Source organism: Thermoproteus uzoniensis 768-20 (assembly GCF_000193375.1).
GTDB classification, from domain to species: Archaea; Thermoproteota; Thermoprotei; order Thermoproteales; family Thermoproteaceae; genus Thermoproteus; species Thermoproteus uzoniensis_A.
The window spans coordinates 654,764-671,059 of record NC_015315.1 but is presented as its reverse complement, the minus strand read 5'-3'; the positions used below and the strand labels follow the sequence as shown (position 1 = coordinate 671,059).

Annotated in this window: 13 protein-coding genes and 1 tRNA gene; 3 read left to right on the top strand and 11 right to left on the bottom strand. The window is 63.0% G+C overall.

Going from position 1 to position 16,296, the window contains the following annotated elements:
* Window positions 1–23 precede the first annotated feature (23 nt).
* The 8 genes from TUZN_RS03685 to TUZN_RS03650 form a co-directional block, all read right to left on the bottom strand.
* Window positions 24–2,144: an AAA family ATPase gene (locus TUZN_RS03685; protein WP_013679591.1), complete on the bottom strand. Its 2,121-nt coding sequence runs from the start codon at window positions 2,142–2,144 to the stop codon at window positions 24–26.
* On the bottom strand, window positions 2,122–3,258 hold the full coding sequence (locus TUZN_RS03680) for a DNA repair exonuclease (RefSeq protein WP_013679590.1): 1,137 nt from the start codon (window positions 3,256–3,258) through the stop codon (window positions 2,122–2,124). The genes TUZN_RS03685 and TUZN_RS03680 overlap by 23 nt, the downstream gene beginning before the upstream one ends.
* On the bottom strand, window positions 3,255–5,075 hold the full coding sequence (locus TUZN_RS03675; RefSeq protein WP_013679589.1) for a helicase HerA domain-containing protein: 1,821 nt from the start codon (window positions 5,073–5,075) through the stop codon (window positions 3,255–3,257). The genes TUZN_RS03680 and TUZN_RS03675 overlap by 4 nt, the downstream gene beginning before the upstream one ends.
* A gap of 493 nt (window positions 5,076–5,568) precedes the next feature.
* A tRNA-Ser gene (locus tag TUZN_RS03670) sits at window positions 5,569–5,653 on the bottom strand.
* 167 nt (window positions 5,654–5,820) lie between these two features.
* Entirely contained in the window at window positions 5,821–6,660 is an 840-nt protein-coding gene (locus TUZN_RS03665; RefSeq protein WP_013679588.1) for an ATPase domain-containing protein, read from the bottom strand.
* A 50-nt stretch (window positions 6,661–6,710) separates the two neighbouring features.
* Window positions 6,711–8,267, bottom strand: coding sequence for a PINc/VapC family ATPase (locus TUZN_RS03660; protein WP_013679587.1), 1,557 nt, complete (start codon window positions 8,265–8,267; stop codon window positions 6,711–6,713).
* A 36-nt stretch (window positions 8,268–8,303) separates the two neighbouring features.
* Window positions 8,304–9,449, bottom strand: coding sequence for a DUF401 family protein (locus tag TUZN_RS03655; RefSeq protein WP_013679586.1), 1,146 nt, complete (start codon window positions 9,447–9,449; stop codon window positions 8,304–8,306).
* Between the two features lie 19 nt (window positions 9,450–9,468).
* Complete coding sequence (locus TUZN_RS03650; RefSeq protein ID WP_013679585.1) at window positions 9,469–10,458, bottom strand: THUMP domain-containing protein; 990 nt, start codon at window positions 10,456–10,458, stop codon at window positions 9,469–9,471.
* A gap of 156 nt (window positions 10,459–10,614) precedes the next feature.
* Between TUZN_RS03650 and TUZN_RS03645 the strand changes: the two genes are divergently transcribed.
* Entirely contained in the window at window positions 10,615–11,760 is a 1,146-nt protein-coding gene (locus TUZN_RS03645; protein ID WP_013679584.1) for an MFS transporter, read from the top strand.
* Between the two features lie 79 nt (window positions 11,761–11,839).
* Here the strand turns inward: TUZN_RS03645 and TUZN_RS03640 are convergent, their stop codons facing one another.
* A complete protein-coding gene (locus TUZN_RS03640) occupies window positions 11,840–12,664 on the bottom strand; it encodes a hypothetical protein (RefSeq protein WP_013679583.1) in 825 nt (274 codons plus the stop codon).
* Window positions 12,665–12,682: 18 nt separating this feature from the next.
* Complete coding sequence (locus TUZN_RS03635) at window positions 12,683–13,504, bottom strand: DMT family transporter (protein WP_013679582.1); 822 nt, start codon at window positions 13,502–13,504, stop codon at window positions 12,683–12,685.
* 144 nt (window positions 13,505–13,648) lie between these two features.
* On the opposite strand from TUZN_RS03635, the gene TUZN_RS03630 reads away from it, so the two are divergent.
* A complete protein-coding gene (locus tag TUZN_RS03630) occupies window positions 13,649–13,846 on the top strand; it encodes a ribbon-helix-helix domain-containing protein (RefSeq protein WP_237698268.1) in 198 nt (65 codons plus the stop codon).
* Between the two features lie 252 nt (window positions 13,847–14,098).
* Window positions 14,099–15,046: an NAD(P)/FAD-dependent oxidoreductase gene (locus TUZN_RS03625; RefSeq protein ID WP_013679580.1), complete on the top strand. Its 948-nt coding sequence runs from the start codon at window positions 14,099–14,101 to the stop codon at window positions 15,044–15,046.
* Here TUZN_RS03625 and TUZN_RS03620 read toward each other — a convergent pair.
* Window positions 14,996–16,285, bottom strand: a complete 1,290-nt coding sequence (locus TUZN_RS03620) for a hypothetical protein (protein WP_052886059.1) — start codon at window positions 16,283–16,285, stop codon at window positions 14,996–14,998. The genes TUZN_RS03625 and TUZN_RS03620 overlap by 51 nt on opposite strands.
* Window positions 16,286–16,296 lie beyond the last annotated feature (11 nt).

Genomic DNA, 16,296 nt, shown 5'->3' with positions numbered 1-16,296 from the left:
TTAATGAGGGACAGACGCCGGTCCTATAGGTCTATCCTCTTGTCGGCGACTTCCTCGAACTCCCCCAAATGGGAGGTGACTAGGACTGTCCTCACGTCTCTCGCCAGATCCCTCACGAGCTCCACTATCCTCCTCCTGTGTATCTCGTCTAGGTGCTCCGTGGGCTCGTCCAGCATGAGGAAGGGGGGCCTCCCCAGCAGGGCCTTGGCGAGGGCCACCCTCAGGGCTAGGGCCGCCAAGTTCGCCTCGCCGAGGGACAACGCGGTGTGGGCGAACCTCTGCCCGTCCGCCCTGGAGACGACCACGTAGTATCTGTCCTCGATCTGGGCCAGCTCGGCCGAGCGGAAGGACTCCTTGTGCCTAAGCCTCAAGAAGACCTCGTTGAGCTCCGCGTTTACGGCCTCTATGAGGATCTTCCTAGCTATGGGCTTGATCTCCCTCAGAGCAGATCTAGCCGCCTTCCCCCTCTCCTCGGCCTTGCCGTGTCTCTCCGCCTCGGCCTTCGCCGAGCTGAGCTCCTTCGACACCCGCTCCAGCTCCGACTTGACGGAGGCCAGCTGCCTCGCGAGCTCCTCCGCCCTCGATGTCGCCTTGAGATACGCCTCGGCCTTAGCCCGCAACTCCTCGTAGTGCTTGCCCAACTCCTCAAGCCTAGGCCTCAAGGCCGAGAGCTGGCCCTCGACCTCCTCCAGCCTTCTCCTCGCCTCGCCGAGCCTCCTCTCGGCCTCCGCCCTCCTCGCCTCCAGCTCCTTCAGCTCGCGCTCCAGCCTGTCCCTCGCGGCGAGCCTCGCCGAGATCTCGGCCCTCCTCCTCTCGAGGCCCTTCTGCGCCTCGTAGAGCCTCCTGAGCTCCTCGAGCCGCCGCCTCGCCTCCGACAGATCCACCGACAGGTAGTCCTTCACTTTCAAGTACTCCTCCCTGTCCCTCTCGAGCCTCTTTATCGCCGACTCGACGTCGTAGATCTTGGCCTCGACTTTCCTGAGCTCCTCCTCGAGCCTTCTCGCCTCCTCCTCATGCCTCCTCACAGTCTCCTCGGTCAGCGGGCCGCCGCAGACGGGGCACCTCCCGCCGGAGGCCTTGCCGGCCACCCTCAAGACCTCCCTCGCCAGCCCCAGCTTGGCCAACACGTCGGCCCTCCTCGCCTTGAGCTCGTCCCTCTCCTTGTACGCCGCCTCGAGCTCCTCCGGCTTGAACGATCTGGCTCTCCCGAGGTCGGCGCTCGACAGGAGGTCCACAACCCTCTTCGCCTCGTAGTACCTAGCCTCTACCGAGGGGTCCGGCTGGGGCAACGAGGCGAGCTCCTCCTCGAGCTTCCCCAGCTCCTTCAACTCCTCCGACTTCTTGTCGAGCTCCACGTCGAGCTCCACCAGCTCCTCCTCGAGCCTCTCCGCGAGGACCTTAAGGGACTTGGCCTCCTGCTCCAGCGCCGCCGCGCGCTCCTTAAGTCCGCCCAGCTCCTCCTCGGCCTTTCTGTAGAGCTGGAAGTACTGGGCCAGGCCCTCGGCCTCCCTCCTCGCCTCGGCCAACTGCGCCTCGAGCTCCTTCGCCCTCCTGGCCAGATCCTCGGCCCTTCTGCCGAGCTCCTCCAGCCTGCCAGAGGCCCTCTCCCTCCTCCGCGAAACGTCGGAGAGGAGATCCCTCAAGACCTCGTCGAGCCAGTCGAACTCGTCCAGCCTGAAGAGCCTATCTATGTAGTCCGGCTCGGCCAATATCCGCCGGAGCTCGCCCTGCCTTATATAGGCCAAATTGGCGAACTCCTCGACGCCCAGCCCGAGGGCCTTGACGACGGCGGCTGTGACGTCCTGGTCGCCTCTGGCCACCATTTTCCCGTCGGCGAGCAGATAGGTGCCGGAAGATATGGAGCCGGCCGGCCCGAACTTCCTGGCCACCACGTACTCCACGCCGTCTATCCCCACGAAGGCCAGCCGCACCGAGGCCTCGGAGGCCCCCCGCCTGACGAGGTCGGCCCATCTGGCCTTGACCTTCTGCACCCATTTGGACCCGTAGAGCGCGACCGCCACGGCCTCCAGAAGGCTACTCTTGCCGGCGCCGTTGGGGCCGTATATGAAGTTGACGCCCTCGACGAAGTCCGCCGCGAGCTCTTCGTGCGCCTTGAAGTTCCTAAGCTCGATCGACCTCAGCATAGAGCCACTCCTCCATTATCTTCCTGGCGGCCGCCCTATCGCCGTCCCTCGCGTGCGCCAACGCCTTGACCACGGCGTCTGCGCCGGCCCCCAGCCTCTCCCGCAACAGCCTCTCAACGGCCTCGTAGGCGGAGCCGACTCTCGCAACGGCGTGGCTCGGCTTCCTGGTCCTGTCGACTACGTCTACGTAGAGGGCCCGGGAAAACGCGGCGGCGTGGCGCGACGGCCTCAAGTCGCCCCGCACGTCGCCGTATAGCTCCACCTTGACCACGGCGCCAGGCGCGTCGAACCTGGCGGCGGCCTCCTCAAAGGCCGCCTCGGCCTCCCTCTCCTCGTCCAGAAACACCCTCAGCTTGACCATCCTGCGCCTGGGCCTTAACAAGACCTCCTTGGCCGAGGCGGCCCGCCCGGCGACGTCTATTATGTAGAAGCCCTTGGGGGCCGCCTCCTGGTAGAGCTCCCACTTGCCCTTCCTCCAGTCCCAAGTCTCAAACTCGGCAGAGTCCCATATCTCGAGGGAGCCGGCCCACAACGCGCCTACCAGATGCCTGACGCCGTGGTCGTGTACGTGGCCGGCCGCTATGTGGACGGCCTTGACGCCCGAGAAGGCCCTCGACGGCATCGTGTACTCGTCGGCGGCTGAGGGGTACCTCGCCTTGACCCCCTCGATGGCTTGGTGTATTGCCAAGACCGAGCCGGGCCTCGCCGAGAGTATCCTCTCCCTATACTCGTCGGCCTTAGACCTCGGCGTGGCGCAAGCGCCGTAGAGCCAGACGCCTCCTAGATCCGCCTCCTGGAAGCAGAGGAGCCTGGCGGCGCCCACCTTGTCGAGTATGCGCAGGGGAGTCTCGTCGGGCCTCAGATGGCTGTAGTCGTGGTTGCCCCCCACGACGTATAGGGCGAGGCCGGTCTCGCCGAGTATGTCGAGGAGCCTCAGAAGGGTCCTGGTGGACGGCCTCCTGGTATCTAGGAGATCCCCCGTGACGACTACGGCGTCTGCGCCCTTCGCGAGCCTCAAGGCCTCGGCGAATGCCTGGAAGTAGTCCTCCTCCCTCTCGGGCAGATGGTACTGTTGCCGGCCTAGATGGGCGTCGCTTATATGGGCTATCTTCATGCCGCCCTCCTCACCTTGACTATCTCGGAGAGCACTCTATAGACGTGGGCGCAGCCCGAGGAGCCGCAGACGCTACACCTCGCGTAGCCGGACTCTATGGAGAGCTCCACGCGCGCGCCGTCGGACGTCACGGCCCTCCAGACGCCTCCGTCCGGCTCCGCCGATTTGACCGATATCCCCGACGCGGCGAGGACGACGGAGGGAGGAGGCGGCGATCTGAATATCCTCGCCCATATCGTCGCGACGTCTGCGTCCGACCTACGCCAGGCCTCGGCGAGAGATATGTCGGCCCCGCCGTAGTCGAGCACTCTGTCCCTCAACCTGATCACGGCGGGCAGCTTCACGACGGGGCCTAGGACCACCGCCTCGCCTCTGTCGAGGCCGGGGAGGTTGTCCAGGTAGTCCTGCGCCAGTTGCTCGCTGCTGTCCCTCACGGCTTCTTGGTCCTTGGGGTTGACTATCCTCATTATGACTTGGGACTGCATCTGGCTCATGACGTCCGGATCGACGCGGGAAGGCCTCTGGGTCACCACGACGAGGTATACGCCGAACTTCCTGCCCTCGGCCGCTATCCTCGACACGGCCTCGTACGCCCTCGTCCTCCTGGCCGACTTCGGCGGGGCGAACCGGTGGGCCTCCTCTAACACCACGACGACGGGCCTCTCGAGCTTCACGCCCGGCAGGCCCCTCACGTGCCTCACCCTCGCCTTAAATATCCTCGTGAGTATGTGCCACGCCACGTAGTCCTGGATCTCGTCCCCCACGCCGGCGAGGTTGACGACGGTTAGGTCGGCGGTTATCCTCCCCAGAGGCGTGGTCCTGGCGGAGAACACGCCGAGTCTGGCCAACCTCCTCAGATAGGCCGCCGCGCTGAAGATCGAGTGCCTATCCCTCTTGGCGAGCTCCGCCAGCTCGTCGGCCTTCTCGTCCTCCACGCCCCACTGCCTCAACAGCCTCTTGAGGTGCTGCTCGCCGCGTAGGGCGGCCGAGAGGATGGAGGCGAGGCCCTTGGGCCCCATCCTCCTGGCGCCCGCCTTGTAGGCCGACTTGGCGAGCGCGTGGGCGAGGTAGATAGAGTACCTTATCTTAGTCGCCTTGGGCGGGACGCCTGCCGCGTCTGCCAGAGCGTCGGGGTCCATGTCGAGCACGCCTATCCTGTACATCACGTCCCCGGCGTGGTGGCCCGACACCTTGACCGTCAAGGCGTTGACGCCGCCGAGCCTGCTCGCCGTATCTCTAGCCGCCACGTACTCGCCGTGGGGGTCGAGGACCACGACAGAGGCCCCCCTCTTCAGCAACTCCTCTATGAGGATCACGGAGAACCAAGTCTTGCCGCTACCGGTGGCCGCTATGACGGCCATATGCCGCTTCAGCCCCTCCACGTCTAGGCAGAGGTCCAGAGGCCTGGCCGAGAGGCGGCCCACGCAGAGCTCGCCGGAGCCGTAGAGCTCCGCCACCTCGTCGTCTTTGGCTAGATAGACCGGGGCGCCTATCCTCGGCGGGAGCTTCGGCATATGTATCTCCCCATTCCAGAGATAGCCCAAGATCTTCACCTTAGCTATCTGCACCTCCAACAAGTCGTGCGACACGCCGTCGACTACGTTGTAGAGCGGGATGTCCCTTTTGAGCTGATAGGGGTCCCTAATTATCTTGACTATCTGGCCTATCAGCCTCACCTGGGCCGCCTCCTCCCCGTCGGGAGGGATCTCGACGCTGTCCACCGCGACGTACTCGTAGAGCCTCACGGGGCGTTCAGGATCTAGAGTGGCCAAGAACTCCGTAGGCGTCGAGCCGGCTATGACGTAGCCTATCTTCATACCGCGCCCGCCGCCGGGCCCTTCGCCGGAAAAGCGAGATCGGACACAGATAAACTATCTCCAGCATTTAAATAGAGTCAATTCACGGAGCGTTAAGGAGAGCTCGCCAAAAGTTTTTGTCTAGACGGACGCCGTTGACGCTGTGATGGTGGCTGGGCCCCGGGCTCCACCTGTCTAATCCTCCCCGCCACCTCGGCCCAGCACTCCCGCTGACAGTATGGATAGCCGGATTGGCCTTGGGGACCCCATCGACATGTGCGTGCGATGGTATCTAGTCCGTTTAACATAGTGCTGGTAAACCGCTAGTAATTGAAGCTAAAAACGCGAAATTGTACCAGCCGCCAAGGCGGGTGAATGGCCGTAAATTATACGGCAATGCCGTTCCAGTCCCGGATTATTTTACCTTAATCCGCGCTATGCACAAAATTCACCCTCGTTTCACACCCCCTCGCCGAGTGTGTAAATCAAAAGGAGCAGAAATGCGGAGAGACAGCGCCGGGGGTGGGATTTGAACCCACGCCCCCTTGCGGGGACGGGCTTAGCAGGCCCGCGCCTTGGACCAACTCGGCCACCCCGGCTGGCCTGTCCACTACACGGATTTATATGAATTGCGTCTCCCAGATACGCCGCGCGTCCCCGCTCGTCTGGCTAAGTCGGGCCGCGGATCCTGAACGCTTGGCCTCAGCCTATGCGGCAACCTGTCGTCTATGCCCCCTCGCCGAGGTTGGGCCGGCGTCTGTCCCGGCTATTTGGCGAGGGCGTACTGCTGATACTCCTGCTGTCCGTATTGTTGCGCCGCGTCTAGGTAGAACCTGTCTATGGACTTCATGAAGTTCTCGAGGCGGTCTATGACGTATATGCCGTACTGGGGGTATATCTCGAAGACGAGCTTCTGGGGCCTCACGGGGGTCCAACGCATCTTCCTGATGAACATGACTCTAAACACGAAGCCTCTATATTCCTGGAGCTCCAGCTTTATGACGCCGCTGGCCAGGTACTCCTCTACGCCGAATCTGCTTATCTTGTTCTCTCCCGTCGGTATCTCGGAGGTCATCACCGTCGTCACGTCTTTCAACTTCCTCAGCTGGAACACGAGCTCCCGCATGTATTCCCTAACCCAGAGGACGTCGGTGTGTGAGGTTATGAGGAGCGGGGCTATGGGGTCCACCACGAGCCTCTTTATGCCGAACTTCCTCACGTTGTCTATGATCACCTTCGCTATCTCTCGCGGGTCGGCCACAACCTTCTCGCTCTGGGAGTAGGCCTTGAAGTGGGTCCTCAAATCGACGAAGACCAGCTTCTGTTGCTCCTCGAGGACGTCTAGGTCCCAGCCCAGCGACGACTTGACGCCCCTCTTGACGTCCTCGGAAGGCTCGTCGACGGTTATGTAGAGGCCGGGCTCGTCGTACAGCTCGGCGCCTGTCTTGAGGAACTGGAGGCTGAAGATTGTCTTGCCCTGTCCGGCCTCCCCAGCTATTAGGTAGATCTCGCCTCTCTTAAAACCGCCGCCGAGGAGCTGGTCGACGTACCAGACGCCTGTGGGGGACCTATCCTCATAGTATTGATAATACTGGTCGACGGCCACATGGGGAAGTGCGGGGTGTTATATATTGGTTTCGATCATATAAAAGGCCCCTACAGGGGCTCGATCCTGAAGTCCACAGAGAACCTCCTCCTGAGGCGGTCGAGCTTGCTGGCGCCGCGCGACGCGACCACCGCGAGGTACTCCTCGGGGACCTTGACCACGACGACGCCGTCGGCCTCCTCCACCCTTATCTCCTGCGGCGGGACGTAGCGCTTGAGCGCCGACACGACCGCCGAGAACAGCTTCTTGCTGGGGGCCCTCCCCTCGCCGCGTTTTAGGGGCACGACGAACGTCTCCTCGCCGAACACGTAGATCTCGTACTCAGGCTCGCCCGTCAGGAAGTCCTTGACGACCACGACAGGCCTCGACAAGTCCTCCTCCCTCATGCCGGCCGGCACCTTCACGGTCATGGAGAGCGAGTAGACCTTCTTCACCTCGCCGTCCTTCATATATATGACGGTGTCTATTATCGACGGTATCATGCCCAGCTCCACCCTCCTCACAAATCTCTGCACGGCGTCTATGGGCGACGTGGCGTGGACGACGCCGACCATTCCGACGCCGGCCAAGCGGAGGTCGACGTAGAGCTGGAAATCCGCCGTGTCCCTCATCTCGTCGAATATGGTGTAGTCGGGCCGGGACAACAAGAGGAGGTCGTGGATCTCTTCGGACGTGGCGTAGTTCTTAGATAGCTGTGTGATGGATCTGCTGAGGATCATATCCCTCGGCGACTCGACGGTCTTCACTATCTTGCCCTTGGATAGGTAGAACTCGGCGAGGGCTTGGGCGAACGTCGTCTTGCCGGCGCCGGGAGGCCCCGATATGAGTATCCCCTCGGCGCTTTTCTCGAGGCGCTCGACCACCTTGGGGTCGAGGTTGTAGTCCTCTAGGGAGCGCCTCACGAGGGGCTTCACGGCCGTGATCTCGAGGCCGTCCGAGACCGGCGGGAAGGCGACCACTATACGCAGGTCCTTGTGCTGGACTATCAAGGAGTGGGGCCTCCTTATCTCGATCCTGGTGTTCCCGTCGCCCTTCGCCGCCTCTGAGATGAGCTCGCGCACTATGGCCTCCAACTGTCCCCGCGACATGGGCTCGTTGGAGAGCTTGACGAGCCGCCAGTTGCCGGGCCTCCCCGCCTTGGCTTGCGGCGGCGCCCCCTCCTTGAGGTGCACCGACATTATGTCCTTCTCGAAGAAGCGCTCTATCTGCAAGGCGCCGCGCTCTCTGCCCAGATACAACACCTCCAGCCCCATCACCTCCGCCGAGTCTCTGAGGAACGGGTCGCTGGTGACCACCACAGCGCCGTTCTCCCTCGCGAATTTCCTGACGAGGGAAGGTATCTCCTCGGGCTCTATCTGGCGGCGCCCCGCCTGGACGTACTCCACGTGGACCAGCTCCGAGAGGCCCAGCTTCTCCACGGCGTTTTTGAGGTCCTTGAGCTCTGCAACCCCCACAAGCCCAACCCCGTCGCCTTGTCTGGCGAGCCGCTCCAAGTAGTCGACGGCCTCCTCCAAGATGAAGAGAGTCCCCCTGATGTTGCCGGAGATCACGGCCTCTTTGAGGGAGCCGTCCAGTATAACCGATATATCGGCCACGTATTTCTCCACCGTCCCCCTCTGGGGGACAGTATATAATCTTTTTGTTCAGAGGGCCGTCAAGGCGATGTACAGGGGAAGCGCCGCGGCGGCCGCCGCCACCGCCGCCTTTATCAACAGCCTGTAGACGAGGCGGGCCTCGGCCCTATAGTAGTCTAGCGTCAGCACGAAACAGCTGTGGGCGGGGCTCAACATGACTCCGAGGAAGCCTCCTAGGAAGGCGAGGGACAGGTTATAGCCGTGTAGCAGAGGGCTCAGAGGAGGGAAGGCGAGGCCGGCGAACGTGAACTCGACGCCGGTGGCCAGCCCTATGAGGAAAGGCACGGCGAATACGGCGAGCAAGGCGGCGTTGCCCAGGTAGCCCGTCAACGCCTCGCCCAGCCCACTCTCCCTAATGTATTCCGAAAAGATCAGCGACGAGATTATTATGGCCAGCACGCGGGGCGTCAAGGCGTACTTGAAGGCGGCCGCGATCGCGCCGGTCTTGGGCCTATACAACGCCGTGAAGGCGGCCAGGACGGCGGCAACTGCGACGTATATGGGCACCACGAAGGCGAGCGACGCGACCGCCGCGAGGGGCCATAGGTAGACCAGGTCTCTGATTCTTCCCCTCACGCCGATTCTTCTAACGCGGCGGAGGCCCACCGCCATCCCCGCCGCGGCGGCGGCCACGCTGGCCGGCCAAGACCACGAGACGACCCTGGCGACCGGCTCGGCCAACACCGCGGAGGTTATCAGAACGCCTTGGAAGAGCGGCCAGACGGGCACCCATATGTGGCGCATCCAGTAGTTGAGGAAGGTCTTCTCCTCCCCGCTCAGCCCCATGTCTCTGTAGAGCGGGTCCACCACCACCGCCGATATGTACGCGCCGCCCGGCATGGGCAGAAGCCCGATGGCGGCCGGTATGGCGAATGCGGCGAATCTAGGCCCGACGGCGGTCAAGCCGCTGGCTATGGCCTCCCGTCTTGTGCCCATGAGGTAGCCCAGCGCCATGGCTAGGACCAAGGACGTCAGGACCTCGAACATAGAATAGTTGAACGCAGCCGCCGTGGCCTCGACGACAGACGGGCCCAGTGCGAGGATCCCGTAGAGGGCGGCGCCGAGCGGCAGAGAGATCGAGACGTCTATCTTCTTGGATAGAGTGCCGCCGATTACTAGAGCCACGGCTGCGAGAAACGCCGCTAGGTACAACACGGGATGCCGGGGCCGGGCCCTATTTAACCTTTCCCACCACTATCGAGCTGTAGAGGCCGCCTTGGTATATCACTCTCCTCTCCAGCACCTCGCCGCCGAAGTATTTCAGGAAGGCGCGCCATCTAGGCGTCACCACGGCGACGCGGGCCCCCGGCCTCGCCAAGAGCTCCACCGCCCTGGCGAGCCCCCTATAGAGCTTGTGCACGTTGGCGGGGATGCGGACGCCGTACGGGGGGTTGAAGGCGAACGCGTCGCAGATCGGGCGGAGCGCTCTGTGGAGCTTCGTGGAGTCGAACCACAGGACATCCGCGTCGGCGCCGGCCGCCGAGAAGTTCTCCAGAGCTCCCCTGAGGTGCTTGAGGGATATATCGACGCAGATACACCTCACGCGTGCCACAGATGAGGCCTCGAGGCATATGGTCCCCCCTCCGCACGTGAGGTCGCACAACGTCTCGCCGTCTCTCAGCCGCACAAGTCTGGCCATGGCGTAGGCGACTATGGGGTTGAGCGATGCGTAGTGCTGGTACCGGCGGTAGGGCCTATCCTTTAGGGATCTCCGCGCCGAGGTCAGCCAGACGTAGTAGGCGTCGCCTACGACGTCCACGTTGAGCTCTAGGTCGGGGTCGACGAGGCTGATGGTCGCCCCGGCCTCCTTGAGGAGGGACCCAACCGCCGACTCCACGTCCCTGGACGTGAATGGGTGCGTCCCGGCCCTCTCGCAGGCGACGCCGGCGGTCGCGTACGGAGATAGGTACGACAATATCTCGGGAAGCACCGACCTGACCCCGTCCACTATATCCCCCAGCGCCGAGAACGTGCCCGAGGTTATGAAGACTCCGAACCTCTCCACCGAGCGGAGCGCGAGGAGGGAGGAGGGCGGCGCGTCGACGTCAGCCACAACCCGGCCGCTCATGTAGGCGGACCGCGCCGACGACGCCCCCAGCTTCTCCGCGATCTCCTCGACGACGACGTCCTCCAGCCCCTGGACCGTGGTCAACAAGTACCTCATAGGGCCGATGCGCCGTAGATGCGCCGGGCTGTGCCGACGACGCATAATGAGGGGCCCGCCGCCCTATATGCCGATGCGCGCACGAGCAGTCGTTGACAGGGATAAATATATTCGTCGATATGGCTAAAGTTTTAAAGTGAGCCGACATATCGGGCCGTGAAGAGATACATCTTGGTCGTAGGCCTCGAGAGGTTTCTGAGGAACCTCGCGACGGGCTACCTCGCCGTCGTCGTGCCGTTGTACTTGAAGGACCTCACCGGGAGCGCGCTTGCGGCCGGCCTCGCCGTAACCGCGGCGGGCTTTATATCCCTAGGGACGTCTATCCTATACGCCGCCCTCGGCGACGTGATAGGGCACGCCAGAGGCCTCGCCGTCAGCGAGGCGGCCTTCGCCTCCGCGCTCGTGGCGATAGCGGCCTCCAGAAATCCCTGGGCAATCGGCATCGCCTTAGGCATCGGCGGGATCGGGATGTTGGGCCCCGGCTCGACGAGAGGCAGCTTCGTCCCTCTCATAATGGCCCTCGTGCGCCGCCACACGTCCAACGCCGTCGAGAGGACGCGCGATCTGGGGCTCGTCAACCTCCTATCCACCGCCGGCGGCATAGCGGGATCCCTCCTCGTCGCCCTCGTTACGCTACGGGAGGCCTCGATCCTCTTCGTCCTTTTAGTCTCGGCGGCCGCGTTGCTCGTCCTGCTGTCGCTGGGCCGCGGCGAAGAGGTCAGACGGGTCAACCCGTTTACGGCTGTCGGGAGGAGGGGCTCCGCCGTCTTGGCCTATTCCTTAAGCCAGCTTGTCGCAGGGATCGGCATCGGCTTGTCCAACTCGCTCCTGTCGCTCTGGATGAACGCCTATTTGGGCATGGGGCCGGCCGTCATAGGCGTCGTATACGCCGTGGGCAACGCGGCCTTCTCGCTGTCGTCTCTGTTCGCCCACATCTTCGTGAGGTGGTTCGGCCTCGTGAAGGCGTCGGCCGCCAGCAGATTCGCCTCGGGCGCCCTCCTCGCCTCTCTGCCCTTCATCCCCCACCCGGCCGCGTTCGCCGCCGCGTACGCCCTATACAACGCCATGGTCGGCATAGGCGGCACCGCCAGATCCTCCTACATATCGGGAGCCGCGGCGGAAGGGGGCGAGGCGACGACCCCTGCAGTCGCCAGCATATCCATGCGCATAGCCGCCACGCCCTCGGCGGCCGCCGCGGGCTACTTAATAGAGGTGGGGCCCGCCTTGTTGATGCCCATAGCGGGCGCCTTCGTGATCGCCGCTGGCTATATCTTCCTCAGATACCTAAAGGAGGAGGAATAGGCGTGCGGAGGCGAATGAAATTTAAACCGCCGCGTCGCTACATATAGCCGCGACGCGCCGGGAGGGGCCGTTGGGGCCTCTATGAGCCGGCGTGACGACGCCGCGGGATATCTCCGACGCACTCGCACACCTCTCTGTACCTACAAGAGGCGCAGGCCCTACCCGGCCTGCACTCGCCTTCGATTAACGCCTTATATTTCGGCGTGGGGTCCGACGCCTTCTCGAAGAAAGAGTATATAGCCTCTCCCGGCACGTATATATGTAGCTTTATATTCTCCTTCTTGAACGCGGCGGCCGCGACATCGCCTTCTGCCAGCGCGAGCCTCTTGCCCGCCTCCCGGCTCCTCGCCAGCCTGAATAGGTAGACGTGGTCGACGCCTACCCCAGCCACGGCGTAGAACACGTAGTTCCCGTACCTGTGGCCCATCCCCGCGTATGGGTAGACCTCGGCGTACTTCACATAGGCCGCGGCCTCCCTCACAGCCCCCCTAGCCGCCGTGACGACAACCTTGCCGGCGGCCCTCCTCGCGGCCTCGAACTCCTCCCTGAGCCTAGGCAAGATAGCCGATATGTCGCCGGGTCCGAGATCTCTCCCTATCCGCAACAACGCCTCGGCCGACTGCCTGTCGCCGCGCGCCGCCCTCTTCGTCAAGGCGTCGACGTAGCTCCCCTCGACGATGCCCAACATGGCGGCGTATCTCACTCTGTCCCTCAACGCCCTGGCGAAGACCTCGACCTCCTCCTCGGCGGCCCGGAACGCGGCCGCTCTGGGGCAGACCGCCGCCTCGGCCACGGCCCTCGACGAGACGTAGGTCAGCCCGTAGGCCTCCTTCTCTAGGGCTAGGGCCCTCTCGAAGAAGCGGATGTTGCGGGCCAGATCCCTGTACAGCCTATCTATCAACACGCGCCGTCCGGACGCCGGCTATATAAAGGATATGGCTATGGCCGAGAGTATCAGCGCGGCCGCCGAATACTCCCTGGCCGTGGGCCTCTCCTTGCCCAAAGCCCTCGACATGAGCTGGGAGGCGAGGGGGACCACGCCCAGCACTATGACGGTCAGGCCCAGGCCAGCCTCAACCGTGGAGTAGGCGAATAGGGCCGAGCCGCCTCCGAGATCCAACACAGCGATTATGGGCAGTGAGGTGCGCCAGGTGGACCTCAAGCCGCTTGAGACCCCGCGGGGGCCGCTGAGCGACGCCAATATGGGGAGGGCCGAGGCGACGCGGACGAAGGCTATGGATATGGGGCTGAGCCCGCCGACGCCGGCCACCTTGACCGCCGCGTACCCCGCCGACCAAGCCAGCGCGGCGCCCAAGGCGTAGAGGACCCCCACGAGGCTCCCCCTCCCCTGCCCGGCCACGAGCAGATAGACGCCGGCCACCACGAGGCCGGCCGCCAGGAGGTAGGAGGCCCTTAGAGGCTCGCCGAGCGGCACCGCTATGAACTGCTCCAGTATGACGTAGCTGTAGGCCGCCGGAACGGCGATCGAGACGCCGGCCGATCTAAGCGCCTTGAGGTAGAGCGAGTCGCCGAGCGCCAGCGAGAGGACGCCGCTCAGCACGGCGTACACGGCCTCCCGACCCAGCCCGAGGTAGAGCGCGGGCGCCAGAAGCGCGGCAGATGCGTAGAGCATCCGGAGGGAATTGAGCTTGTAGACGCCCAGCCTCTCCACGTAGTCCCTATAGGATACGGAGGCGTACGCCCATATAAGCGCCGCGGCCAACGCCGGCAGAGGGCCGTACATGGAACTATGGATATTGGGGCGTTTTAAATAGTGATTCCACATCCTCTATTAGTTAGTATAAATTAATATATTTTATGAAAATTATTAATTATTAAGAAGATAATTAATATCTATATCTAATTATAATCGCTACGCAAAGAATATATGCGGGATAGCTCGTCGCGCACCATGGATGGGGGTAGCAGTACTGTGCTGATATCGTTTAGGCTACCGAGGCCTCTGCTCGACGAGCTCGATAGGCTGGTGGAGGACGGCATTTACAGAAGCCGGAGTTGTGCGATCAGACGCGCTATAGAGCTACTTCTAGCGAGATATAGAGTAGCGGACAGCGCAATCCATTGATGACTATACTTAAGTCGAATTAAGCAAATATTATATGTAGTTATCCTCCTAGGCGTCTCGTGAAGCGCTTGACTTCGCTATACAAGGATAACTCGTCTTGTAGAGGCAGGCCTATTACGGGGCCCGTCTACGGGCTAAATACGCTTGCCGAGGCTCCCACGTCGCAACGGCCGCCGCTTCGTAAAATTTATATGCGGGATGTGTTCCCTCGGCGCTCCGCAAGTTATTTATTTTGAAAAGTAAAGCGCGGGCATGAAGAGCGTCGTCATCGCGGGCGGCGGGATCTCGGGCGTGTACCTCGCCCACAAGATAGTGTCGGCCCTCGACGACGTGAAGGTCTACCTCATAGACCCCAAGCCCTACCACGAGTTCGTCATGGGGATTCCCATGGCCTTCGCCGGCCTTGTCAAGTTCGACGACCTCCGCATGTCGCTCGACAACTTGAAGCGCGTCGAGCACGTGAGGGACGAGGTCGTCGACGTCAAGGAGAGCGGCCTTAAGCTGGCCAGCGGCGGGGTCATCAAGGGCGACTACAACGTCTTGGCGGTCGGCGCGTTCAAGATAGGGGACGACTTCTACTCGGTCGAGGGCGCCGAGGCGCTCTATAGGGCGATCGAGGCCGCGCCCGCGGTGAGGTTCATCATAGACGAGCTCTACCCCGTCATGGGCTTCGGCGAGCTGGCGATGGCCATAAAGTCTATTTGGCCTCAGAAGGAGGTGTCGGTCCACTTGGTCTACGTGCACCCCGACTACAAGTGGCTCTTCGACGCCTTCAGCGCCAACATGGCCAAACAAGGCGTTTTGCTGACCGAGGACCCGCCTCCCACCAACGACAAGGCCGAGGTCCACGTGGTGGTGCCCGAGCTCAGCCCCCACCCGCTGGCGAAGGGCCTCAAGGTGGGTCCCCTCTTCGAGACGCAGTACGACCGCACCTACCTAATCGGCGACACGTCCCTCATCAAGCTGGGGCTTCCGCCGATAGGCTGGGGCGCCATATGGCAGGCGTCGGTGCTGGCCCAGGCCATAGTGAGCGAGATAAAGGAGGGCGTGGCCGACGTGGAGATAGACGAGTGGACCTACATGAAGGACCCCGACAAGTTCAAGCAGTACTTCACCTACAGAATGACCAAGGGAGTGCCCCTCGTCCACCTACGCGGCCTCTACGACCTCTGGAAGACCAAGATCTTCGGAAGCCTCTGACCTCCTGCTCGCAGACGCGGCCAAGGCGAGCACACCCGCCGCGAGGGCCAGCGCGATTGCCCCCGCAACGGCGATGAAGTAGGCCCAAGGCGACCTGCCCGGCGGTGGAGGGGGAGGCGGCGCCGTCGTGGTTGAGGATGGCGTGGGCGGCTTGGCGGTAGTTGTCTGGGCCGTCTTGGTGGTAGAGCTGGCGGCCCGCGTCGTGGTGGCTGGCTTGGGCGTCACCCTGATCACCGTGCCGACTGTTGCGGATAGGTTGAGGTAGACGGGCACCCGGGCGCCCGGCTCGGCAGTCGCGTTGGCCGTAGCCGTCAAGTTGCGGTAGCGCGCAACGGCCGTGTACGTCCTTCCGCCGAGCACCTCAACGGCGAGGGAGGGGCCGGTGGAGTTGACTAGAAGCCGGCCGTCCTCGTACAACATTATCGTGGCGTTGGGCACCGGCGAGCCGGCCGGCGTCTGGGCGTAGATGTACAGAAACGCCGTCGGCACGCGCAGGACTTCCGAGTAGTTGGCGCCTGGGCTCAACGTCATCGTCTTGCTGTAGCGGAAGACGCCGCCGCTCAAGTTGGCGACTACCTCGACTTCGTAGGTCCCCGCGACGAGCTCCCGCTTGAGGACGCCGACGCCGCTGGCGTTGGCCCCGTTGCCGCTGATAACTATCGTGAAGTTGGCGGGCCTCCCCAAGGCCTCGTCGTACGCGACCAGCGACACCAGAGCGGTGGGCACCTTCACCTCCAGGGTCAAGTTCTGGCCCGGCTGCGGCACGGCCCAGTCGCTGTAGAACACGCCGTAGGGCGTCAGTGCGGCCGCCCTGTACCGGGCGCCGTTGGCCACTACCTCGACAGAGGCACCGCCTCTGCCCGACGCCTTGGTCGAGTTGTCGGGCCCTAGGATCTCCACGGTCCAGTTGGCGTATCTCTTCATCGCATCGTCCCAGACGCTGGCGTGTATGAACGCGGTCGGGATGACGATCTGTATGGGGTTCGTGCTCGGCACCGATATGGTCTGGTTAAACCATGTCTGGAAGGCCAGAACCTGCACTAGGTACGTGCCTGGGGCTAGATCCCCGCTCCAAGGCCCATAGCTCACGCCGAGCAGATTGTTGCCTTGCCAGACCATTATCGTGCATGAGTTCAACACATGGCCGGTGAAGCCGTCCACTGCCTCTATAGTCACCGACACAGACTCAGCGAGCACTACCGCGGAGATCAGCAAGGCTAGCAATAACGCCAGGCGCATCTTGAATACTA